This window comes from Thermostichus sp. OS-CIW-26 (genome assembly GCF_054058395.1).
Map to the genome: position 1 here is coordinate 139,882 of NZ_JBSSAG010000003.1, position 21,986 is coordinate 161,867.

Genomic DNA, 21,986 nt, shown 5'->3' on the forward strand with positions numbered 1-21,986 from the left:
TCTGTTTTTAACGGGAAAGAGCTCTGTCCCGCTAACGCGACCAGGATCCCTCCAAGTGGGATCCAACCGGCAAGCGACCCTGGGCCGGGATCTGTCCCAACAACACCTGCAGCAACGCCTGTAGAGAGACGGGGGTAGTGCCGTAGCAGGCCAAATAGACCGGGATCTGGGGCAGGGCAAAGGCGTCGTAGGGGGATCCCAAGGCCAACCCAATCACCTTTTCCGGCGGAAGGGATCCCAGCAGCAACCTCTGCGCCGGATGCCGCCACGTCTCCAGGGATCCCACCAGCACCTGCGCAGCCCTTTGAGCCCCTTCTTGGGCAATCCGCTGCTGTTCGGGGGTGGGATCCAGAGGGATGGAGAACACTTGGGCAGCGGGACAGGCTTTTTGCAGCAGCTCCCCCAACAAAGGTACAGGGGTGATAAGCAGCGGGTCAGGGGCCAAGGGAGGCAGGGATCCCCGTACTAGGGTGATGCTGTCTTGGGCGATTTGGCGGGCCAGTGCCCGGTGGTTTTCCAAGCCGGCAGGGGGGAAAGGGGGGCAGGGGGATCCCAGCCTGTAGCGCCGCTTCAAGGTCAAAATTCGCTCCACTGACCGATCCAACTGCTCAACCGACAAACGACCGGCACGGAACTCCCGCAGCAGATGGGCATAGGCTTCTTTTTGGATGGCCGGGCTAAAGCCGGGATCTGCCCCAAACACCAGCACATCGGCTCCTGCCCTAAAGGCCAGTTCTGCCGCTTCGGGAATGCCGTAGGTGCGGGCAATGGCCCCCATGGTCAGGGAATCTGTCAGGACGAGACCCTGGAAACCCAGCCTCTGCCGCAGCCAGCCGGACACCACCTCAGGGGCCAGCGTTGCCGGTTGCAAGGACTTCGTCCCGCTGTCGCCGACGGATCCCAGAGCCGGCATCACCACATGCGCCGTCATCACCGCCTCTGCCCCTGCCCGGATCAAAGCCTGAAACGGGCGCAATTCCGTGGTCTGTAGCGCCTCCAGAGGGCGATCCACCCGCGGCAACCCCAGGTGGGAATCCATATCGGTGTCCCCATGGCCGGGAAAATGTTTGGGCGTACAGAGGATCCCGGCTTGCCGATAGCCGCGCCACAGGGCCAGGCCATAGTCCGCTACCTGTTTCGGGTCTGACCCAAAGGCTCGGATGCCGATGATGGGGTTGTGGGGGTTGCTGTTCACGTCCACAACAGGGGCGAAGTTGAGGTTAAACCCCAAACTTTTCAGCTCCGTTCCCACCGCACGGGCCATAGCTTCCGCCTTTGCCAGGGATCCCGCTGCTGCCACTGCCATGGCGCTGGGGAACACCGTCACCCCCTCGGTAAGGCGCACCACCGGCCCCCCCTCTTGATCAATGGCTATCCACAGGGGGACAAGGGCTTGTGCCTGAGCCGCGGCAATGAGCTGGGCCACCTGAGGCAACGTTTGAATGTTGCCGGCAATCGAATAGAAGATCAGCCCGCCCACGTGGTAGTCCCGGATCATCTCCTCGAGAGCGGAGGAAAACTCAGCTCCCTCAAAATAAACCAGAAACAGTTGCCCCACTTTCTCCTCAAGGCTCCAAGCCCTGGGATCCACTGCGGCAGCGGGACGGGGTCCTTTCGCGTCAGCGGGACGGAGTCCTATCGAGCATGTCAAAGCAGATGTCCTTGGGCGTCGCTGCCAAGAAAGCCGGTCAGGATGAGCGTAAACTACCCGACATCAACCGCTAGGCGGTACGGAGCGGGCTTTTAGTAGCCCTGCAGTTAGCAAGCCAACCACGAGCCTCTGGGGTGGTTTACAGCACCCCCAATCGACCGTTACCAGTGCCTTAAACAACCGTTTCTGGTGCCCGCAGTATTATTATAGCATTCCTCCCGACACCGACCCTACGGGTACAGTGCGGGGCTCCTGCGATTTCTAGCTGAAGTGGCTCTTGCAGGTTTAGAGTGGCGATTGACTTGTAGTTGTGGCCATACTGGAGGGATGGCGTAAAGAACTGTAACCTCAGCAGTACACCAGAGTCATCTTGAAGTGCAGTGATGAAGTGCAGTGAAATAGTGCAGTAAAATTGTCTCTAAGGCGTTCTTTGTTCTTTGTGTTGGTTCTAGCTCCCCTTTCTCCTTAAAAAAAGAGGAGTTGTGAGTGAGAGAAAACCTACCCAAACATTACCTATGGTCAAAACAATCTTCAAGACAATCTCCTCTTCCACCCTGGGGTCGATGATGTTGCCTTTCTCCTGCCGCCAGCTTTGGATAACTGCCTTTCCCGCGTTGGCCGGAGTTACGGTGGCTATTGGTGGCCTTGGGGCGGGAGGATCCCTGTGGCAGGCGGGAGCAGCAGGTTTGGCTACGGGGATGACGGGCTATGTGGCTTCTGCTCTATCTGGGAGCGAGGCTAAAGCCAAAATCCAGCTTCTAGAGCACCTCAAAAATCAGCAGAAGCAAAACGAAATCACTCCTTCAGACCTACAGCAATTGCAAAACGAGTTGGCCAGTCTGCGTGCTGCCCTTGAAGATTGGGCAAAAGTCCAGCAGAATGGAAAAGCTGCTGCCAAAACTCATGAGAATGCTCATTCGCAAGCTCAAACTGCTCAGCTCCATTTTGAAACAGAGATCCAGATCCAATCTCAAGAAGAACGACTTCCTCAGTTACGCGCAGAAGAGCAAAGCCTGAAAGCCTCGATTGGAGATTTACAAGCCAAGAAAAAAAGGCTCATTCAGTCCCTCAAAGAGGGCATAGCCAAGGTGGAACAACTCCAATCAAAACAGAATCTCCTCAAGCAAGATATTGCCCGCCTAACCCAGGCTGATCCCTCAACAGCTGCTGGCAACTTCGCGGAACGGCCATCCGTTCCCAAAAAAGGATCTCCAGACGTATCTCTCAACTTGGCCCGCACGACCAAAGCTGCCGCCGACATTGCATGGGCCGACAAATATGACGAAGTCTTTGCAACCCTCGAGGAGCGAATCGACAACCTGGAAGATAGCGCCAGAGCAATGGCAGAACTGGCATCGATGGAAGGCAACGGTAGCCGGTAGGGGCAGACATCCCATCCCAATAGCACCGAAACGGTTCACAGCTCTGGCTCGCCAAAGCCCCGCAGAGGGTGAGCGTGTTCTGAGGGGATCAAGCCCTTGGCCTGCACCAATACCCCAAAGCCCCCCAACCCCATGGGATCCAGCAGCGCATGAAGAGCGGATCGCCGCCGCAAAACTTGGCCCACATCCACAGCTTCGCCATCAACCGGGTTCCCCATTTGGCTAAGGGCGGCCAGCCGCTCGGTCAATCCCAGGTTGACCAAAAAGCTGCTTTGCCGGGTGAACCCCAGACATTTTAGCCCCAGAGATTCTCCCACTTGCTCTAGGGTCGTAAAGTCCACATGAGCGGTGAGATCCTGGGATCCCACCCGAACATAGGGATCCGTGTAGCTGCCGTGCTGTCGATAGGCCAGGAGCGTACCTTGGGCGCGGTGGGGGCTGTAGTAGCGCTGGGCAGTGTGGCCATAATCGATGGTGAGCACGTAGCCTCGCCGGAGCTTGCGGGCCAGGAGCTGCAGCCACTCCAAGGCTTTTAGGTTCACCTCGGTTTGGTAGCCCGACGGATAGGTTTCTACAGGGATCCCCAGACGGGCGAAGTACTCTCTTAGCTCAGGGGTGGACAGATCCCCCAGCACTTCGCGGAAGTCGGCTTCTGCAGCCTCGCTGCAATCGACATAGATTTCCCGCAAAGCCCCATCCTGTACCTGCACCCGATGCACCGGAAAAGCATCCACCAGCTCATTGGAGAAGAAACAGCCTGTGACCGACTCATCCGGGATCCCGTCCCAATCCAACCAGCGCACCTTCTCCCCAAAAGGAGCCAATCGCTCCTGTTGGAGCCGCCGCAGGTGGGCAGAACGCTCCAGGATCCCATATTCCAGTGCCTGCCAAAAAGGGGGGTTAGCGGAGCGCACGTAGGTCAGCCAATCCTGGGCCAAGCGACCGCTGCCTGCCCCCATCTCGATGACCATGAAGGCAGAGGGGGATCCCAAAATGTGCCAGAACTGAAGGATCTGCTCTGCCAACAGTTGGGCAAAGTCCGCCGCCAGGTGGGGAGAGGTGAGGTAGTCGGGGCCAATCGGGGATCCCTGCTCGTAATAGCCCAACCCCGGCTCGTAGAGAGCCCACTCCATAAACTGGGCAAAGGTCACCGGTCCCTGAGCGCGAATGCGGCTGACAATCAACTCCCGCAACTTCTGCGTGGCCTGAGGTGTCGATAGAGAAAGACTCGGGTCGCGTAGGTGTTGCTCAGGAGCGATCACAGGTGAGGATTCCAGGGATCCAGACTTACTCAACTCAAACTTACTTGTTCAGGGGACGACGCCAATTTTGGCGAAACTGACGGTTTGAGAGCAGCAGCACCGGCCAGAGGGCCGATACCAGCCACTTCCCAGATCCCGAATAGATGCGATCCGCCTTGCGGGCCGAGTACCAAACTCCTCCTGCGTAGATTGCCAAGAGCAAAAAAGGCCACATCTCAACCCATCCTGTTCAACGCTGCTCACCAGGTCAGGGATCCCCAATCAGTAGGCATCCTGCAGCTCATAAAAATCAGGCGTGATGTAGTCCTTGCGCAGGGGCCACCCTATCCAGTCTTCCGGCATTAAAATCCGCTTCAGGTTCGGGTGTCCCTCGAAAACAATGCCGTACATGTCGTAGGTTTCCCGTTCCTGCCAATCCGCCGACTTCCAAATCCAGTATACGGAAGGTAGGCATGGATCGTGGCGAGGCAACTTTACCTGGAGCCGCACCTCCTGAGGGCGATCCGCCCCGTCTGACAGCTTGATCAGGTGGTAAAGGCTGACCAGTGGCTGCCCTGCCCCCAGGTCATACCCGCACTGACACTCCAGGTAGTTAAAGCCGTAGGCATAGAGGGCGGTACACAGGGGTAGGAGAAAGTCCCGCTCCACCTCCAACAGCTCTACCCCCGCTGCGTCTCTCCCCAAATACTGGTGCTCGAAGCCGTTGTCGGCCAGAAACTGGGAAACCGGGCCCCGCTCCAACGTCACCAAGGGTTCCGACTGCTCGCCTGCGGATGGCGGCGCTTGTTTTTCCTGGGCATTCTCCTCTGCCATCTCACACTCCTCCCTGCAAGGCTTTGAGCTGCTGTTCCGCCCGCTTAAAGTCGGCGGTTTGCAAGGCCGGGGGCACTGGCAAGCCAATGGCCGCAGCCAGCTCTGGCGGGGGAGCTTGGCGGGTCTCGCTCTCCAGATACTTGCCGGTGATGATCTCCGGCACAGGCTTGAGGTTGTGCTTAACCGTGTAGTAGCGGTGGGTTTGCTGCAGACGGCCTCGTTCCCGCATGTCCTCGGCGGCGATCTTCTTGCGCAGCTTGACAATGGCATCCATGATCGCTTCTGGACGAGGAGGGCAGCCGGGAATGTACACATCCACCGGGATCAGCTTGTCCACCCCCCGCACTGCCGTGTAGGAATCGGAGCTGAACATGCCACCGCTGATGGTGCAGGCCCCCATGGCGATCACGTACTTCGGCTCAGCCATTTGCTGGTAAAGCTTGACCAACGCCGGCGCCATTTTCATGGTGACCGTACCTGCCGTGATGATCAAATCAGCCGTGCGCGGCGAAGAACGAGGCAGCAGGCCAAAGCGGTCGAAGTCAAAGCGGGACCCCAGCATGGCAGCAAACTCGATGAAGCAGCAGGCAGTGCCGTAGAGCAGCGGCCAGAGGCTGGACATCTTAGCCCAGTTGTACAGGTCGTTCACCGTCGTCAGAACGACGTTGTTGGAGAGGTCGGTAGTCACCTGGGGGGCAGCCCCCGGAAACAAGACTTGCGATTTCTCAGACGTCATGACCATTCCAATGCTCCTTTTCTCCAGGCGTACACAAGACCCACCACAAGGATGGCGATGAAAATCAAGGCCTCCACAAAGGCCAACAGCCCCAAGCGGTGAAACGCCACTGCCCAGGGATAGAGGAACACCGTCTCTACATCGAAAATGACGAAGACCAGTGCGAACATGTAGTAGCGAATGTTGAACTGGATCCAGGCTTGCCCAAACGGCTCCATGCCCGACTCGTAAGTGCTGCGCCGCAGGGATCCCCGCCGCTTTGGCGCTAAGAGTGCGGAAGCCCCCAGAGCCAAAATCGGCAGCAGAGAGCAGAGGATCAGGAAAACCAGCAAATACTCGTAGCCGGACAGAACAAACACGACGCCAGACTGCCTCAGGTGCTCAACATTTAGATACGTTTCCAGTATAGAGCCAGTCTGGGGCTCCCCTGCGCCACGGGATCTTCAGTTCTATTGATGATCATGATTGTTGGGAGCGGCGTTTTTCCAGCCAGCCCCACACTCCGCTCACCACCGCCCCGGCCATCAGGATCCCCAAAGCCGGCTGAAACAAAGGCAGCCAGAGCCGCATCCAAAGTTTGTAGCCCAGTGGGATCCCAAGAAAAGCCCCGGTTACGGAAAAGACAAACCAGACAAACCCGGCGAACACCAGAAAGACAACGGCAATCAGGAAGTTATCCAGCCAGCGCTTGAGGTCAGAGGAAACCATAGGGATTGAGGCAGAACAGCTTGAAGTAGACCCAGAGGCAATCTGGGAACCGAACCTTTTGGGCCGCTAATGCCGATATCTCAGCTAGAAATCGCAGGAGCCCCGCACTGTACTCATAAAGTCAGTGTTGGGAGGAATGCGTGACTTTATTTGTTTTATGTTATAATAATAATGAGGACACCAGAAACGGCTTTTTAGGGCACTGGTAACGGTCGATTGGGGTTGTCGTAAACCAGCCCAGAGGTCCGTGGTTAGTTTACTAACTGCAGGGCTACTAAAAGCCCGCTCCGTATTGCTTTAGCGGTCTGAGTCGGGTAGTTTACCATCTTTCACCCAGACAGACTGCCGGAATAAGTTCAACAGACAGGGTAGCTTACCCCAGCACTTGGTGAAGATCCCACGTGCACCTTTTTGGGTAGAGTAAGCTGTGCCGGCCCGCTGCTGACCCGCTGTGAACACAACCCAAAACCACGGTAGCGCCAGTAGGATTCCCCAGCCAGCCTGCTAACAATAAGTGAGATTTCCCTTCTGCCGCTTGGTCAGCTCAGGTTGAAGATTGTCCCCAAATGGCTGCACCGGTTGTTGACTTGTCAAGATATAGTGGCAAAAATCTACTTATACACAATATGTAGCGTTAAGCCGATGTCCATCTCCTCTGGCTCTTCTTTTGCAGACCGCTTGCGATGGGTGATTGGCGATGAAGCCGTCTATGCGTTTGGGCGACGGGCCGGAATTAGCGATACGGCCTTGCGCAGCTACCTGAAGGGATCCGTGCCCGGCATTGATAAGGCCGTGAAAATTGCCCAAGTGGGCCAGGTCAACCTCAATTGGCTGATTACAGGGGAGGGATCCCCGCAGTTGCATCCCGACGCGAAAGCAGAGTATGTGTATGTGCCTTTTGTCGATGTAGCCGCCTCTGCCGGAGCGGGGGTGTTGGTGCGCGAAGAATCGATCGAATCGGTGATTGCTTTTGAGCGAAACTGGCTGCGGACGCACTTGAAGGGAAACCCTGCCGATCTAAGTCTGATTCGGGTGCAGGGGGATAGCATGTCTCCCACGTTGGAGGATGGCGACTGGATCTTTGTGGAGCGGCAAGAGGGTGGAGACCTGGGCTGTGAAGGCATTTACGTCTTTCAGATGGATGGAGATCTGTTGGTCAAACGGCTGCAGCGCCTGCCTGGGTCCCAGGTGAAGGTGATCAGCGACAATCCCCGCTTTCCCCCCTTTGTGGCGGATTTGGCGGATCCCATCAACGGCCTAACCCTCATAGGGCGTTATCGAGGTCGCATCAGTTTTGATTAGCCTCCCACAGCAGATGGCGGGAAGTGGCAGTTGGACCGACCGAGAATCCCCTTGGCGAGATCGGGTCGCCGGTTAGGATGGGTCTTGAGGGTTGAGTTGAGAGGAGTTCCTGCTCCTTGCCTGCGCCCATCCAGCCGGAGCATGACTCTAGTCAATAATAAGCTCAACTATACTGAAAATTGTATAATATGTTCAGTACGGATTACTACCAGTTGATCTTTCTGTTTACTTTCGAGTCTGCCAACATGGTAGCCAAAGCAAAGCAGAAAATTGGTAGTAAGACGACACGGAAACTGCGCTTTGGGTATTCTACTCAAAGCTTTGCGGGATACCGCCATTCTGGTTGGAAACAAACAGAATGCTATCGCTGCATAGTTGAACAGTGATGTTCAGCAGTGTTCAGCGTAAATGTATCAGGTTTGCCTGCAATGGCTCGTTCGTCCCAGCTCCTAACAGTCGCTCTCCATTCCCTAAGCGGGATCCTCTTGGTCAGCAGCGGGATCTGGGTTGGGATGGTGCTTCCCCAGCAGGCTCAGCCTCAGCCCCAGCCGGAGACCAACATCTCTCCCACTCAACCCGCTTCTCCCACACCACCGATCCTGCCCACCTTGGCCCCGCCCCAGGCCAATCCTCCGGTGGCCAGCCCAACAGCCAATGCAGATCCAAATGCAGATCCAGAGGAAAATCATGAGAGCCCCACGGATCTGGAAGGGGAGATCCGGGAGATCCGCCAGCAGGTGATCCAGCTCTTGATCAGAATTGAGGAATTGGAGTCGCGGCTGCAACGGCTGCGTTCTCAAACAGCCCCTGAGCCTGTCAGGGAATCTTCCACTGCTGCTGAGATCGCTCCAGGGGCAGAAAGCGCCTCTGCGCCCACCCCGGCTCCGACCACAACGCCAACCTCCTTTCAGGTGGGAACCCAAACCATCAGCCTGCCGGGCGATTTGCTGTTCGATTTTGACAAAGCCGAGATTCGACCTGAAGCAGCCTCGCTGTTGGCCCAGGTGGCCAAGTCCTTGGAAGCTATGCCCGGCGCCCGCGTTCAAGTGAATGGCCACACCGATAACATCGGGCCCTTAAACTACAACTTGGCCCTTTCTCTGCGCCGCGCCAATGCGGTTAAGGACTATTTGACGAAGCTGCTGCCGGAAGGCCATCCCATCAGTTGGACAACCTCTGGCTTTGGTCCCACCTTGCCCGTTGCCGATAACGACACAGAAGCCGGACGGCAGCGGAACCGCCGTGTGGATTTGGTCATCGCTCCCTAGCTACCCCCCCAAAGTGGGGGATGACACGTTCTAGCAGGGCTCTGGTCTAGAATCTGGTAGGGTCAATCCGGCCAGGATTGATGGGTGCAGGTTAAATCCTCATCGTTGGGGTTCGGTTTTGAACGCGGCAGGGATCCCTCTGGATAAGAGGCAAACGTTTGCGCTGAGGGTTGACACAACCCTGGACGCGCTTGACCAGGTTTTGACCTGGTTTGAGTCTTTCCGAAATGCGGGCATCCCGGATCCCATTTGGGCGGAATGTCAGTTGGCTTTGGTAGAGGGGTTTACCAACGCCGTTCGCCACGCCCACCGCGCTCTGCCGGAAAGTACGCCCATCGACATTGAGCTGCTGCTGATGCCGCAAGGGCTGGAGTTGCGCATCTGGGATCAGGGGCAGGAGTTTGATCTGGAGGGATTTGCCCGGAACGTGTCGGATCCCACATCGCCCAACGCCAATCTTGAGTCCGAGGGGGGACGGGGTATTTTGCTGATGAAAGCTCTCTCTACTCACCTCAGCTACAGCCGCCAAGCGGATGGTCGCAACTGCCTGGTGATCGGCAAGCGCTTCGACGATCCTGGATCTCGCCCGCGTCTGTCGGTGCCGGGCTTAGGCGAGCAGACCACCGCTTAACTTGCGAATAGCTGAGCTGGCCACATCGCTGTAGCGCAGTTCACCGGCCAAGATCTGGCCCATGCGCCGAGTGGCTCCCGGTCGTTTGACGCCCACCCTGTAGCCCACGCCCGGAAAGCGATAGAACAACGCCGCAATCCGCTTAGCCCAGCGCATTTCTGAGCCCCATTCCTGCTGCACGCGGGCAGAGTAGTTCGCCAGAGCTTCTGTATCCCCGCCTAGAGCTTGATCGATGGCCTGGGCCGCCAACATGCCGGTGAGAAGGGAAGGGCGGATCCCTTCAGCGGTAAACGGATCGATAACGCAGGCGGCATCTCCCACCAAGAGGGCATTTTGGGTGTGAAGCGGTTGATCTTCGTCCCAGAGGCAGATGGGATGGCCAAACGGCTTGACCGACTTCAAGTCTACGCCAAAGCTTTGGGCATATTGGGCGGCAATTTCCCGCAGGTTTTGTTTTTCTCCACCCCGAAAGGTGCCGGCTCCAATCGAGTAGCCATCAGCCTTGGGGAAGTTCCAAATGTAGCCATTGCTGACGGCGCCGAAGTCAAAATGGGCGGCTGCAGTTTGCGGCTGCAGGAGAGGCACTTCTGCTTCTAAGGCGGCAGCCAAGCGACGGCGGCGTTCCTGAAAGCCCAGCCACTTGGCCATTGAGCCTTTTGCCCCATCGGCCCCGATCACGTACCGACCCCAGACCGGGCCGGCGGTTGTCATCACTTGCCAGCGGTCGCTTTGCCACTCGAGGCCAGAGACAGGGCATTCTGCCTGGAGCGCTGCCCCTTGCTTTTGCGCCTGCTGAATCAGGTAGTGGTCGAAAACATCCCGCCGCACCATCCAAACGGGCTCTTTCAAATCCAAATCGACCACCACCGGATCGCCGCCGCGCCAGGTGTAGCGGATTTGCCGGATCTTGAGGGAAATGGCGGGGCCAAAGTCGAAGTCAAACCAAGCCGCCACCATAGGAGAAACGCCGCCCCCACAGGGTTTGTAGCGGGGCAAGGGATCCTTTTCCAGAACCAGCACCGAGCGTCCCCGCTTGGCCAGATGGTAGGCGGCAGATCCTCCAGCAGGGCCGGCGCCGACGATGACACAGTCGTAGAGTTGCGGCATGGTTTTCGATACTCCAGGCCCCCCCATCCTGGGTTTTGCTCACCAGCTTCTAGCCTATTATGGCTGCAGCGAATTGCCTGCACGTTGCTTGCCTTTTTGTCGGGAAGACCATGCGAATTCGCTGGCAGCGCCTTGCCAACCAGCCCTCAGCTTGCTACTGTGCCGCCTGCGGAAAGCGTTTTGCGGGCGGGAAGCGAGTTCGTTGCCTTTTCAACGATAGGGGTCTGAATCTCGGCCCTATTTGCCCAGAGTGCTTTGCCCTTCCCCCAGTTCAGTTGCGAGAACAAATCCGCCGCTACGCCTATTTGATGCGCCTGAATCGTCTGCGGCATCCCGGCAGCCAAGACCACGCCCATCATCTGGAACAAGCGGCCCGGGAGCGCTCCATTCGTTATCCGGGCCTGTGGGGCTGGCTGCGGCAGTGGTGGTAGCGTTGGCAAGGGGATTGGGCATTCTGGAAAAGATGCAGGAAAATCAGGAGAGGTTGCCTTCGGGATCCCAGACCCGTTGGCTTGTTTGCTCTCGTTGGTTGAGGAACCCCCATGCACGACCTGGACAGTTTGCCAGAACCGGTAGCCGATGCTCTGATCAAAAGCCTGCTTACAGATGTGGAACGGCTGATCAACCAGCACGGACTGTCAGAGGTTCTGGTGGGGTTGGCCATGTATTGCAACGTGCAGTTCAAGGCCAAGTTCAATAAGCCCAACCGCACGGAGAAGGATGAGGAGTTGGGGTTTTATTTCCGCGACGCCGCCAAAGCTCTAGAGGTGGCTGCCAGCCTCACCTATCGCACCATCGACCGCTCTCAATCTGCCCGGCCCAGCACCTAGCCACTGGGATCCCTTTTTGGCCTCCACCCCCACAGGGGGAGAGGGGGGCAGGCATTTAACCAGCAAACCGTTTCACCGCAATGGGAAGGGAAGGAACGCGGCATCTTGGGGTGGCAAGGGATCCCCCTGGGTTTTTATGCTGGTGGGCAACAAGTTGCATTGAGGCTGAGCGTGAGAATCGTCTGGGAACGCAGCATTTACGGGGGCAATGGCCGAGTGCCCTGCATTATCTGTGGGGGATGGGCCAACCCCATCCAGAAAAAAGGGCACCAAGTGTTGCTGGCGGTGGTCTATAACGACCGCGGGCAAATCTACGGGGAAGTCTGCCGCAGTTGTCTCAGTTTGGGGGCCAAAGGCATCAAAGAGTGCCTGCAAGAGCGGATTGCCCGCCTGCGCAAACAACTGGAAGATTTGGAAGAGCTGGAGCAGGGAGAGGTGCAACTGCCTACATTGGAGCAGGAGTTGAGCGCCTATTTGGATTGAGGACTACACCCCTCTGAAAAACTTACGAAACCCCAATAGGAGGTGACGTCTGATACATTTACGCTGAACACTGCTGAACATCACTGTTCAACTATGCAGCGATAGCATTCTGTTTGTTTCCAAACAGAATGGCGGTATCCCGCAAAGCTTTGAGTAGAATACCCAAAGCGCAGTTTCCGTGTCGTCTTACTACCAATTTTCTGCTTTGCTTTGGCTACCATGTTGGCAGACTCGAAAGTAAACAGAAAGATCAACTGGTAGTAATCCGTACTGAACATATTATACATTATTTTCAGTATAGTTGAGCTTATTATTGACTAGAGTCATGCTCTGATTTCTTCCTGCTTCCACGACCCATGACTGGTAGCGGAGTTGGCCTCTATGGTCGTTTCAGGTTAGTCTGAGACGCCCGAGCTACTGAGAAAAGCCCCGCCCTACCGCTATGGGGAAGTAAGCTAACGGCGCGCAGAGGACGTCAACAACCTTGGTCAGCAAATCTGGACGGAGAGGGAGGGATTCGAACCCTCGACGGAGCTTTTGGGCCCCGTAACTTCTTAGCAGGAAGCCGCTTTCGACCACTCAGCCACCTCTCCAGGGCCAGGAAGGGCAATGGCAAGCTGGGATCCAGCCACCAGTTCACTCATTGTAGGGGATGGGATCCCACCCGGCAACTGCCCCCTGACCCGCCCTGCAAAGACTCCGTCCCGCTATCGCGATCAGCCGGGATCCCTCCTGGGGTTGGGTGAGTCTAGCTCACCACCTGCAGGTAAATATCGAAGCTGCCGCTATTGTCGCCGTAGCTGCCCTTGGCGTCATTGATGTTGAAGGCAATATCCAGGTTGGGATCCAGATCCACCTCTTGGGGCTGCTCTGGCGAGGACTCGAAAACCTGATGGGCCACCAGTTGGGCGTTGGGTTGAAACAGCACAATCCCGTAGCGGCAGAGGCCCGGGTAGCGCCACTCCTCAGGGGTCGGGATCCCTTTGCCAAGGGGCGAGCGGATGCTGGTGGAAAACGAGAAGCCATAGCGCCAAGCCACATTCCTGGGGAAAAAGCGGATACGGCTGGCCCGCAACGGACGCCCTTGCCAGCGTAAAATGTTGCCCGCCTCTTGGTTCACCCGCAGGTCACGGAAAGCCATCCAAGCCTGTAAAGCTTCTTCTTCAGGTTGGATCCCTTCGATGGCCAGGGCCTGGCTCCAATCCAAGTCACTGCCATCGCAGGTGATCTGCCGCGGAATTTGCGCCAAATCCAGTTGTGCCAACCCCAGAGTATCAGACGCAGATTGGGTAAACATCTATCTCTGATACATTTACGCTGAACACTGCTGAACATCACTGTTCAACTATGCAGCGATAGCATTCTGTTTGTTTCCATTCGCGTCAGCGGGACGGAGTCCGAACAGAATGGCGGTATCCCGCAAAGCTTTGAGTAGAATACCCAAAGCGCAGTTTCCGTGTCGTCTTACTACCAATTTTCTGCTTTGCTTTGGCTACCATGTTGGCAGACTCGAAAGTAAACAGAAAGATCAACTGGTAGTAATCCGTACTGAACATATTATACATTATTTTCAGTATAGTTGAGCTTATTATTGACTAGAGTCATGCTCTTGCGCTCGACCCCTGGGCTCTGCAGCGGCTTTCCACAGCCCAGAGCGCCCTGACAAGCGTTTTTGGTAAGATCACCCCTACAGGTCTCCCAGGGTGCCCGGCGCCCACGGCATGCACGACAACCCTACTTCCCTCTCTTCTGATTTCGAAGTCATCTCTCTGTCCAATCCTCAACAGGCCATGTCTTTGGCGGGCACTCAGGAGGCCAACCTGAGGTGGATCAGTCGCTCCAGCGGTGCTTCTGTAACGCTGCGCGGACAGGACCTGTACCTGAAAGGCACTCCCCAACAGCGGCAGCAGGTGCGGCAATGGCTAGAATTGCTGAGGCCGCTTTGGCAAACTGGGCACCCCGTCACTGTGATCGATGCAGAGCAAGCTTTTCGCGCCCTCTCCGGACAAGAGGTTGCCGCCTACCAGCAAGCACAAGCAGGGATTTTGGCCCGCACCCGCAAAGGGGAGCTTATCCGACCGAAAACGCCCCGCCAACAGGAGTACGTGCGAGCCATTCGCACCCACGACCTCTGCTTTGGCATTGGACCGGCGGGCACAGGAAAAACCTATCTGGCTGCCGTTGTGGCCATCACGGCTCTGCAAAACCGAGAGTATGAGCGCCTGATCTTGACTCGCCCGGCTGTGGAGGCGGGAGAAAAACTGGGGTTTTTGCCGGGGGATCTGGTGGAAAAGGTGGATCCCTATCTGCGGCCCCTTTACGATGCCCTGTTCGAGTTTATCGACCCGGCCAAGCTGCCGCAGTTGATGGAGCAGGGGGTGATCGAGGTGGCGCCGCTGGCCTATATGCGAGGCCGTACTTTGAGCAATGCCTTCATCATTTTGGACGAAGCCCAGAACACCACCCCCGAGCAGATGAAGATGGCCCTCACGCGGCTGGGATTCCGGTCGCGTATGGTGGTTACCGGGGATCTCACCCAAACGGATCTGGGCAAACATCGCATGTCCGGCCTGGCAGCGGCAGAGCGTATTCTGACAGGGGTAGAGGGGGTTGCCTTTTGCTACTTCGACCAGCGGGATGTGGTGCGCCACCCTCTGGTGCAGCGGATTGTCGATGCCTACGCCCGCTACGAGGGGCAGTCGTGAGGCTGAGGGTGCTCTTTTTCGACGCTGTGGGCACTTTGTTTCGGGTGCGGGGCAGCGTGGGCCAGGTTTACGGCCAGGTGGCAGCGGAGTACGGGGTGAGGGTGGATCCCCAAGCCTTGGATCGCGCTTTTGGCCAAGTTTTTGCCCAGGCTCCAGCCCCGGCCTGCCCAGGATTGACGGGATCCCCTTTGCGGGAGTGGGAGCGGACCTGGTGGCGCCAGGTGGTGCGGGAGACTTTTGCCCGGGTGGGATCCCTGGCTGCCTTCGGAGAGCACCGGTTTGAAGACTTTTTCGCCCAATTGTTTGAGCACTTTGCCGGGGCGGATCCCTGGGAGCTGTATCCCGAGACGCTGCCGGCTTTGCGGGCCCTGCAGCAGGAAGGGATCCGGTTGGGGGTGATCTCCAACTTCGACAGCCGCTTGCCCAGGGTGCTGCAGCAGTTGCAGTTGGATCCCTACTTTTCCACCCTCACCCTCTCCACCCAAGTGGGCTATGCCAAGCCCGATCCCCGCATCTTCCAAGCTGCCCTGGCCGCCCAAGGGATCCCCCCCGCAGCCGCCGGCCACATTGGCGACAGCCGCCGCGACGATTATCAGGGGGCAAAAGCAGCAGGCTTGCGAGCCCTTTGGCTGGATCGAGAGGGGAAGGAGAGCTCCTGCCCAGAGCGGATAGAAGATCTGTGGGGATCCCTGTCCATGCTCAATGGGCCGAAGCAGAATTGAGCAGCAGAGGGGCAAAAAGGCCATCCGGCTTGAGCAGGTAACGCCGCAGGTTCATCCGCCGCTCCAGCAGGCAAGCATGGCCGCTCTGGGGCGAGATTTCTACCTGCGCCTGGGGCAGCCGTTCCGCCAGCCAGCCCACCTCCTGCACCGAGGGCAACAGGCGATCCCGCCCCCCCGCCACCAGCAAAGTCGGCAAGGTCATCGACTCCAGAGGCAGCTTCTCCACAACAAAGGATCCCAGCAAAGCCAAGCGCTGGGCAGCCACTGTGGGTTCAACACTGTGAACTGCCTGGCGCAGCCGCTCCCGATCCGGCGGCTCCATTTGGCTGAGCTCCGCCAAAACCCCCAACCCCCGCTCCGACAACTGCTGATAGAGCCCCGGCGGCAAAAAGGGCAGGAGAACATGTCCTGCCCACCACCAGGGCCTACGTCGCAGCGACGAGGCTGGATTGACCAAAATGAGGCCGCGGCACCGTTCCGGCCATTGGGCGGCCACCAGCAAGGCCAGGCAGGCCCCAAAGGATTCTCCACACAAGTACGCCCCCGCTTCTAGCTGGGATCCCACCCAATCGGCCAGGGTTTCCCAGCTATCCCCCGCTTCCGGGTGGTTCAAACTCAGGGGGCGAATGCGAAACTCCCGCTGCAGAGCCTGCGCCTGCCGGTAAAACAACGTACCTGTGCCATCCATACCGGGCAAATACAGCAGCAGGGGCCGCTCCTGACCGACCGCTCCCGTTGCCGGGCTGACCAAGCTAGAGGCAGATGCTACCGGCTCGCCACTCAACTTTCTCATCTCTCTGCCAATCCCAATCGCACCTGTTCTCGGGCCGCTGCAGTTAGCTCTTGAATGACCTGCATTCGCTCGCGTCGGGATCCCTGGCGCTGCTTCCCACTCACCCAAAGGGGGGATCCCACCCTGAGCACCACCCGCCGATACAACACCACCGGATGTCCCCCTTCCTGTTGAAATCGGGGTTCAGTGGGGTCAAACCAGCGGAAAAAAGCCATAGGAATATCTACTCCCCGCCATTCTTCCTGCGCCCACACCGCCACCGGCAGAATCGGCAAGGGATCCACCGCTGCCGCCAGCGCCAGGTGGGCAAAACCTGGCTGAAACCGCCCCACCTCCCCAGGCGAGGTCTCACGGGTGATCTGCTCCGCCCCTTCTGGGAAGATCCCCACACCCACCCCCGCTGCCAAACTGGCCTGCGCCTGGCGAAAAAAATGGATTTGCCGTCGGGATCCCTGCTTGAGGGGAATGCAGTCCAAAGCCAGGGCGATTTCCCGCAGCAGCGGCACCTGAGCCAGGTAGTAATGGCAGGCAAAGCGAATCGGTCGGTCCAACCCCGCGATCAGCACCGGCGCATCCAGAAAACTGCGGTGATTGCTCACCACCACCAGCGGGCCGGCGGGAACGTGTTCCTTGCCCTCCACCCACACTTCCGTCTGGAAAAGGGTGAGCAACAACTGGGCCAGAGTCCTGGGGTCTGGAGGCCAAGAGAGAGCAGAATTGGCTGAGAACGCTGCGAAGGATCCCATCAATAGTCCACCCCGCGCCGCAGATCGGCCCCCTGCTCGGCATAGTGCTTGTGGCTCACCATTTCCGAGTGGACAGAGGCCAGCTCAAAGTAAGGTAAGGGGGCATGGCACCGCCCCGTGATGATGATCTCCGTGTCCCGCGGCTTGCGCAGCAAAGCCTGGACAATCGGCTCCACGTCCAGCAGCTCCAGATCCACCGTCGGGTTCAACTCATCCAAGATGATGGTTTTGTACAGGCCAGAAGCGATGGCTGCCCGTGCCAACTCCCAGCCCCGCTCCGCTTCTACATAGTCGATTTCCTGTTGTTTGCCCCGCCAGACAATGGCGTCCCGACCGCAACGCTGGTGATCCACCAAATCGGGGTAGCTTTCCCGCAAGGCCCGAATGGCTGCATCCTCGGTGTAGCCCGTTCCCCCCTTCAGCCATTGCATGATCAGTACACGATGGGAGAGATCCTTACTGATGCCGCGTCCAATCGCCTGCAGAGCCCGCCCCAGAGCGCTGGTGGATTTTCCCTTGCCGTTGCCGGTGTAGATCTCGATGCCGCTGCAAGGGGGTTGGCCGTTTTGGGGATCCGTCGCCCGCCGGACACTGCGCATTTCCGAGTGCAAATCCGCCAGGTCGATAATTTCCTTGGGAGCGCCGCGCCCGGTGATGATCACCTCCATGGCCTCCGGCTTTTGCTTGAGGGTACTGACCACCTCCTCCACAGGCAACAGGCCCAGATCCAGCACCGGGTTGAGCTCATCCAGCACCACCACCGAGTAAAACCCCGACGCCAAAGCCCCTTTGGCCACGTCCCAGCCACGGCGGGCCTCCTGACGGTCAAACTTGGTGATCTCATCTGGGCCGAAAAACTCTCCCCGCCCGGTGCGCAATTGATCGATGAGATGGGGGAAGCCTCGCTGCAGAGCCGCAATGGCCGCATCCTCAGCATAGGTTCGGCCTGGCCCCTTGAGAAACCGCACCAGCAACACCCGGCTGGGGGCCGCCTTTTCGATCCCCAAGCCAATGGAACGCAGCACAACCCCTAGGGCCGCCTGGGACTTGCCTTTGCCCTCGCCGTCGTAGACATGGATCTGGCCCCGTCGCCGATCAAACTGCTGGGCAGTCACAATCCCAATTTCTGCCATGCCCCTCCGCGTCATCCTGCTGTGGGAAAATCCCACTTTTCTACCCCCATCTTAGAGCCTACTTGGAGCCTAGCCAGAACTTGGGCAGGAGGGGGAAACTAAAAAGCTCCCAAGAGGCCGGAAAGACCGGGGTAAGATGAGCAATGGTTGTCCAGCCGATGCCTGTCTAGCGAGGGATCCCCCTTGTATCCGACTGCATTTTCTTCTCGCCCGTTACTCCCTGCTGTGGATAGCCCTATTGAGCTGGTGGGGGGGACGCCGCTGATCCGTCTGCGGCGGGTTGCTGCCGATTTGCCGGAATCGGTACGGGTATATGGCAAGGCAGAGTGGTACAACCCTGGGGGTTCAGTCAAGGATCGCCCGGCCCTCAACATGATTCGCGCTGGCGAACGCCAGGGCAAGCTCACCCCCGGCAAGATCATCCTGGATGCCACCAGCGGTAACACCGGCATCGCCTATGCCTGGATCGGGGCCGCCTTGGGCTACAAGGTCAAGCTGGCTCTTCCCGCCAACGCCAGCCCGGAGCGCAAGAAGATCCTGGCTGCCTATGGCGTGGACTTGGTTCTGACGGATCCCGCTCTGGGATCCGATGGGGCCATCGAGAAAGCCCGCGCCCTCTATGCGGAAAACCCCGAGCTTTATTTCTACCCTGACCAGTACAGCAACCCCGCCAACTGGCAAGCCCACTACGAAACCACTGGGGTGGAGATTTGGGAGCAAACCCAGGGGCAGGTCACCCATTTTGTTACCGGGCTAGGCACCAGCGGCACCTGTATGGGGGTGGGGCGGCGCCTGCGAGAGTATCGCCCGGATATCCAAATCATTGCCATGCAGCCCGACTCTCCCTTCCATGGCCTGGAAGGGCTCAAGCACATGGCCACCGCTCTAAAACCCGAGATTTACGATCCCACCCTGCCTGACCAGCACATTGAGATCTCCACAGAAGCAGCCCAGAAAATGGTCAAGCGCTTGGCGTTGGAAGAAGGCCTGCTGGTGGGCATCTCTGCCGGCGCCAATGTGGTGGCAGCCCTAGAGGTGGCCCGTCAGCTCTCCTCTGGAGTGGTGGTGACCATCTTTTGCGACGGGGCTGACAAATATCTTTCCGAGCGTTTCTGGACAGAGGAGTGACATCCTCCCGGCGCTCGTCCTGCGGACAGGGCGCGGGATACTCTTCCTGTCAGCGGGACGGAGTCCTTGAAGCCTGCACTCTCTCGCTTTGGCGGCGCGGAGCGCTTTGCGTCAGCATGAGTGTGGGAGTATGTCACGTACCTTTAAGGCTGAGCGCAGAGGGATCCCATGGCGATCATCGTCCTGAAAGCCTGGTATTTGGATTCGGTGTTGTCTGCTTCTCAAGTCCAACAGAGGGCCCCCGACCTGCGCCTAAGCCGTACCGGCCTCTTGAAGACGGCGATGCGGGCCGACTTTCTCGACGATGTGGAGCAGGTGAAGGCTTCCGTATGGTGGCAGCGCTACCTGGAAGGAGAGCTGGTGGAGTTTTACATCGAAGGCAGCGGCGCCTACAGCATCTCCAACCTCGATTTGATCAGCCGTGAGATCTACTTTAATAAGCGGGCCACCCTGAACATGACCGAGCCGGTCATCTACTTCTGCGGCCAATCGGATTACCCCAAATCCAGCGCCACTCTGCACCGGGCATTGCAAGCCGTGGTGGAGGCTCTCAATCGCGACCACAGACCGGTCGTGCCCCTGCAGCTGCAGGGATCCCTTCCCGCTGAGGCTGAGACCCCGCTCATCGATGCGGCCTTGATTCGCAAGCTCAAGCACGCGCTGCTGGTGGTGGCCGATGTAACCCCTGTGCAGGTGAATGGCCGGGGGCGTCCCCTACCCAGCCCTCAGGTCTGTCTGGAGTTGGGCTATGCCCTGCAATCGAAGCGCCCCGAACAATTGCTGCTGGTACAACTCCCCCGCGACGGCATCGAGGGATCCTTTCCCTTTGAGGTAGAGGGCAGCAGTTTTTTGAAAATCACCGATCCCCAGCGTCTGGTCGATCACCTGGGAGCCGAGATCGCCCGGCAGTTGCAGCGCAACCGGGTTATCTCCCTCTAGCCAGCAGCACCTATCCAACCTGATACATTTACGCTGAACACTGCTGAACATCACTGTTCAACTATGCAGCGATAGCATTCTGTTTGTTTCCATTCGCGTTAGCGGGACGGAGTCCAAACAGAATGGCGGTATCCCGCAAAGCTTTGAGTAGAATACCCAAAGCGCAGTTTCCGTGTCGTCTTACTACCAATTTTCTGCTTTGCTTTGGCTACCATGTTGGCAGACTCGAAAGTAAACAGAAAGATCAACTGGTAGTAATCCGTACTGAACATATTATACATTATTTTCAGTATAGTTGAGCTTATTATTGACTAGAGTCATGCTCCCCTCGCAGCCGTTAGACTCTTGGAGATGGTCACTCCTGGCCATGGGGGATCTGGATCCCCGAAACCCAAACAGCCTCCATCGTCGCTACCTTTTCTCCCCTTGTGAACCATGACCCTGGCTAACGCAAATCCTTTGGTTTCGCCGGATCGCTCTGCGGCAGGTTGGCAGAGAGGTCTGAACAGCATAATGTTCCTGCTGCTGTTGGGGGTTCCCCTATCTTGGGTGGGGCACTTCCGGGGCTGGGATCCCAACCTGGTTTTCCTCTGTGCGGCTTTGGCGGTGGTGGCCTTGGCGAAGTTTATGGGTCAGGCCACGGAAGAGATCGCGGCCTTGACAGGGCCGACAGTCGGGGGGCTGATCAACGCCACCTTTGGCAATGCAGCGGAGTTGATCATCGGCTTGGTGGCACTGCGGGCGGGGTTGGTGGATGTGGTGAAAGCCTCCATCACCGGCGCGATCATCAGCAACCTGCTCTTGGTGGCCGGCTTGGCCATGTTTTTGGGCGGGATCAAGTTTCGAGAGCAGAGCTTTCGACCCGAGGTGGCCCGCATGAATGCCTCGGTGATGAACCTGGCGGTGGTGGCCTTGATCCTGCCCAGCGTGGTCACCTACACCGATGCCAACTTGGGGGAGATCTCCATCCAAGAGCTATCCACGGCGGTAGCCCTGGTGCTGATCGGGGTTTACGGTCTTACTTTGCTGTTTTCCCTCAAAACCCACAGCTACCTCTACACCCTTCACGAAGCGGAAGCCGCAGAAGATGAGGCGGCCAGTCGCCTGGCCCTCAATCCGGTTTTGCAGGCGGAAGGATCCATTCCCCAGGTGTTGACGGCTCCGCCCGAGGGAGCCGGTTTGGGGTTTTGGGTGCTGGCCCTCTTGGGGTTGACGGTGTTGGTGGCGCTGGAGTCGGAACTGTTGGTGAGCACCCTAGAGGATACGCTGGAACACTTTCACATGACGCCGCTGTTTATGGGGGTGATTTTGTTGCCGATCATCGGCAACGCGGCAGAGCATGCGACGGCGATCACGGTGGCCATGAAAGACAAGATGGATCTCTCCTTCTCGGTGGCGCTGGGCTCGACGATGCAGATTGCCCTGTTTGTGGCACCCCTGCTGGTGCTGGCCGGGGATGTGCTGCATCAGCCCATGAACTTTAACTTCGGCATGGTGGAGTTGGTGGCCATTGCCGTCTCGGTGCTGCTGATCAATTCCGTCAGCAGCGATGGGCGCTCCAACTGGCTGGAAGGGCTACTGCTCTTGGCCACCTATGCCATCCTCGGGATTGCTTTCTTCTTTCTGGAGTGAGGTTGTTCAAGTGCT

24 protein-coding genes, 1 tRNA gene and 1 pseudogene are annotated in these 21,986 nt (G+C 58.1%); 12 read left to right on the forward strand and 14 right to left on the reverse strand.

The genetic code is table 11. From position 1 onward, the window contains the following. Window positions 1-31: 31 nt before the first annotated feature. Window positions 32-1,558, reverse strand: coding sequence for a glycoside hydrolase family 3 protein (locus tag ACVW0C_RS02625; RefSeq protein ID WP_457384242.1), 1,527 nt, complete (start codon window positions 1,556-1,558; stop codon window positions 32-34). A 575-nt stretch (window positions 1,559-2,133) separates the two neighbouring features. Here ACVW0C_RS02625 and ACVW0C_RS02630 point away from each other — a divergent pair. Continuing rightward, window positions 2,134-3,033 carry a hypothetical protein gene (locus ACVW0C_RS02630; protein ID WP_457384243.1) on the forward strand — a complete coding sequence of 300 codons (900 nt, stop codon included), beginning with the start codon at window positions 2,134-2,136 and terminating at the stop codon, window positions 3,031-3,033. 35 nt (window positions 3,034-3,068) lie between these two features. On the opposite strand, the gene ACVW0C_RS02635 is transcribed toward ACVW0C_RS02630, so the two are convergent. The 6 genes from ACVW0C_RS02635 to ACVW0C_RS02660 form a co-directional block, all read right to left on the reverse strand. Next, a complete protein-coding gene (locus ACVW0C_RS02635) occupies window positions 3,069-4,328 on the reverse strand; it encodes a class I SAM-dependent methyltransferase (protein WP_457384244.1) in 1,260 nt (419 codons plus the stop codon). 7 nt (window positions 4,329-4,335) lie between these two features. Beyond that, window positions 4,336-4,509, reverse strand: coding sequence for a hypothetical protein (locus tag ACVW0C_RS02640; RefSeq protein WP_011433903.1), 174 nt, complete (start codon window positions 4,507-4,509; stop codon window positions 4,336-4,338). A 47-nt stretch (window positions 4,510-4,556) separates the two neighbouring features. Continuing rightward, complete coding sequence (locus tag ACVW0C_RS02645; RefSeq protein WP_457384245.1) at window positions 4,557-5,108, reverse strand: NAD(P)H-quinone oxidoreductase subunit J; 552 nt, start codon at window positions 5,106-5,108, stop codon at window positions 4,557-4,559. A 1-nt stretch (window position 5,109) separates the two neighbouring features. Beyond that, complete coding sequence (locus ACVW0C_RS02650) at window positions 5,110-5,844, reverse strand: NADH dehydrogenase subunit K (protein ID WP_457384275.1); 735 nt, start codon at window positions 5,842-5,844, stop codon at window positions 5,110-5,112. Then, window positions 5,841-6,203, reverse strand: coding sequence for a photosynthetic/respiratory NAD(P)H-quinone oxidoreductase subunit C (gene ndhC / locus ACVW0C_RS02655; protein WP_457384246.1), 363 nt, complete (start codon window positions 6,201-6,203; stop codon window positions 5,841-5,843). The genes ACVW0C_RS02650 and ndhC overlap by 4 nt, the downstream gene beginning before the upstream one ends. A 100-nt stretch (window positions 6,204-6,303) precedes the next feature. Further along, the gene (locus ACVW0C_RS02660; protein WP_011433899.1) at window positions 6,304-6,552 is read right to left on the reverse strand and encodes a hypothetical protein; all 249 of its coding nucleotides are present in this window, start codon (window positions 6,550-6,552) and stop codon (window positions 6,304-6,306) included. A 642-nt stretch (window positions 6,553-7,194) separates the two neighbouring features. Between ACVW0C_RS02660 and ACVW0C_RS02665 the strand changes: the two genes are divergently transcribed. From ACVW0C_RS02665 to ACVW0C_RS02675, 3 genes are all read left to right on the forward strand, one after another. Continuing rightward, window positions 7,195-7,854, forward strand: coding sequence for an XRE family transcriptional regulator (locus tag ACVW0C_RS02665; protein WP_414418074.1), 660 nt, complete (start codon window positions 7,195-7,197; stop codon window positions 7,852-7,854). A 428-nt stretch (window positions 7,855-8,282) separates the two neighbouring features. After that, on the forward strand, window positions 8,283-9,122 hold the full coding sequence (locus tag ACVW0C_RS02670; protein ID WP_457384247.1) for an OmpA family protein: 840 nt from the start codon (window positions 8,283-8,285) through the stop codon (window positions 9,120-9,122). A 118-nt stretch (window positions 9,123-9,240) separates the two neighbouring features. Next, complete coding sequence (locus tag ACVW0C_RS02675) at window positions 9,241-9,753, forward strand: ATP-binding protein (protein WP_457384248.1); 513 nt, start codon at window positions 9,241-9,243, stop codon at window positions 9,751-9,753. Here ACVW0C_RS02675 and ACVW0C_RS02680 read toward each other — a convergent pair. Next, on the reverse strand, window positions 9,730-10,860 hold the full coding sequence (locus ACVW0C_RS02680; protein ID WP_011433895.1) for a geranylgeranyl reductase family protein: 1,131 nt from the start codon (window positions 10,858-10,860) through the stop codon (window positions 9,730-9,732). The two genes, ACVW0C_RS02675 and ACVW0C_RS02680, sit on opposite strands and share 24 nt — an antisense overlap. Window positions 10,861-10,970: 110 nt before the next feature. Here ACVW0C_RS02680 and ACVW0C_RS02685 point away from each other — a divergent pair, with 110 nt between their 5' ends. The 3 genes from ACVW0C_RS02685 to ACVW0C_RS02695 all read left to right on the forward strand — a co-directional run bounded on the left by ACVW0C_RS02685 (window position 10,971) and on the right by ACVW0C_RS02695 (window position 12,173). Beyond that, window positions 10,971-11,291: a hypothetical protein gene (locus ACVW0C_RS02685; RefSeq protein WP_457384249.1), complete on the forward strand. Its 321-nt coding sequence runs from the start codon at window positions 10,971-10,973 to the stop codon at window positions 11,289-11,291. 111 nt (window positions 11,292-11,402) lie between these two features. Then, on the forward strand, window positions 11,403-11,690 hold the full coding sequence (locus ACVW0C_RS02690) for a hypothetical protein (RefSeq protein WP_011433893.1): 288 nt from the start codon (window positions 11,403-11,405) through the stop codon (window positions 11,688-11,690). A 171-nt stretch (window positions 11,691-11,861) separates the two neighbouring features. Continuing rightward, window positions 11,862-12,173, forward strand: a complete 312-nt coding sequence (locus tag ACVW0C_RS02695; RefSeq protein WP_414331199.1) for a hypothetical protein — start codon at window positions 11,862-11,864, stop codon at window positions 12,171-12,173. Window positions 12,174-12,264: 91 nt separating this feature from the next. Here the strand turns inward: ACVW0C_RS02695 and ACVW0C_RS02700 are convergent. The 3 genes and pseudogenes from ACVW0C_RS02700 to ACVW0C_RS02710 form a co-directional block, all read right to left on the reverse strand. Then, window positions 12,265-12,448 (reverse strand): annotated as a pseudogene (locus ACVW0C_RS02700) (hypothetical protein); the annotation flags it as partial. Window positions 12,449-12,675: 227 nt separating this feature from the next. Next, a tRNA-Ser gene (locus ACVW0C_RS02705) sits at window positions 12,676-12,766 on the reverse strand. Window positions 12,767-12,921: 155 nt separating this feature from the next. Then, entirely contained in the window at window positions 12,922-13,470 is a 549-nt protein-coding gene (locus tag ACVW0C_RS02710) for a hypothetical protein (RefSeq protein ID WP_011433891.1), read from the reverse strand. Window positions 13,471-13,894: 424 nt separating this feature from the next. On the opposite strand from ACVW0C_RS02710, the gene ACVW0C_RS02715 reads away from it, so the two are divergent. Further along, window positions 13,895-14,878 (forward strand): PhoH family protein, encoded by a 984-nt coding sequence (locus ACVW0C_RS02715; RefSeq protein ID WP_457384250.1) that lies wholly within the window; start codon window positions 13,895-13,897, stop codon window positions 14,876-14,878. Continuing rightward, on the forward strand, window positions 14,875-15,600 hold the full coding sequence (locus tag ACVW0C_RS02720; protein WP_457384251.1) for an HAD-IA family hydrolase: 726 nt from the start codon (window positions 14,875-14,877) through the stop codon (window positions 15,598-15,600). The genes ACVW0C_RS02715 and ACVW0C_RS02720 overlap by 4 nt, the downstream gene beginning before the upstream one ends. On the opposite strand, the gene ACVW0C_RS02725 is transcribed toward ACVW0C_RS02720, so the two are convergent. The 3 genes from ACVW0C_RS02725 to ACVW0C_RS02735 are packed head-to-tail and all read right to left on the reverse strand — an operon-like array spanning window position 15,578 to window position 18,287. Next, window positions 15,578-16,393, reverse strand: coding sequence for an alpha/beta fold hydrolase (locus ACVW0C_RS02725; protein WP_457384252.1), 816 nt, complete (start codon window positions 16,391-16,393; stop codon window positions 15,578-15,580). The genes ACVW0C_RS02720 and ACVW0C_RS02725 overlap by 23 nt on opposite strands. Further along, window positions 16,390-17,139, reverse strand: coding sequence for a lysophospholipid acyltransferase family protein (locus ACVW0C_RS02730; RefSeq protein ID WP_457384253.1), 750 nt, complete (start codon window positions 17,137-17,139; stop codon window positions 16,390-16,392). Before ACVW0C_RS02730 ends, ACVW0C_RS02725 begins: the two co-directional genes overlap by 4 nt. Then, window positions 17,139-18,287 carry a cob(I)yrinic acid a,c-diamide adenosyltransferase gene (locus tag ACVW0C_RS02735; protein ID WP_041436711.1) on the reverse strand — a complete coding sequence of 383 codons (1,149 nt, stop codon included), beginning with the start codon at window positions 18,285-18,287 and terminating at the stop codon, window positions 17,139-17,141. The genes ACVW0C_RS02730 and ACVW0C_RS02735 overlap by 1 nt, the downstream gene beginning before the upstream one ends. A 210-nt stretch (window positions 18,288-18,497) precedes the next feature. Here ACVW0C_RS02735 and ACVW0C_RS02740 point away from each other — a divergent pair, with 210 nt between their 5' ends. The 3 genes from ACVW0C_RS02740 (at window position 18,498) to cax (ending at window position 21,971) form a co-directional block, all read left to right on the forward strand. After that, window positions 18,498-19,400, forward strand: a complete 903-nt coding sequence (locus tag ACVW0C_RS02740; protein ID WP_011433884.1) for a PLP-dependent cysteine synthase family protein — start codon at window positions 18,498-18,500, stop codon at window positions 19,398-19,400. A 168-nt stretch (window positions 19,401-19,568) separates the two neighbouring features. Beyond that, entirely contained in the window at window positions 19,569-20,339 is a 771-nt protein-coding gene (locus ACVW0C_RS02745; protein WP_457384254.1) for a hypothetical protein, read from the forward strand. Between the two features lie 513 nt (window positions 20,340-20,852). Beyond that, a complete protein-coding gene (gene cax, locus ACVW0C_RS02750; RefSeq protein ID WP_457384276.1) occupies window positions 20,853-21,971 on the forward strand; it encodes a calcium/proton exchanger in 1,119 nt (372 codons plus the stop codon). The last annotated feature ends 15 nt before the right edge of the window (window positions 21,972-21,986 follow it).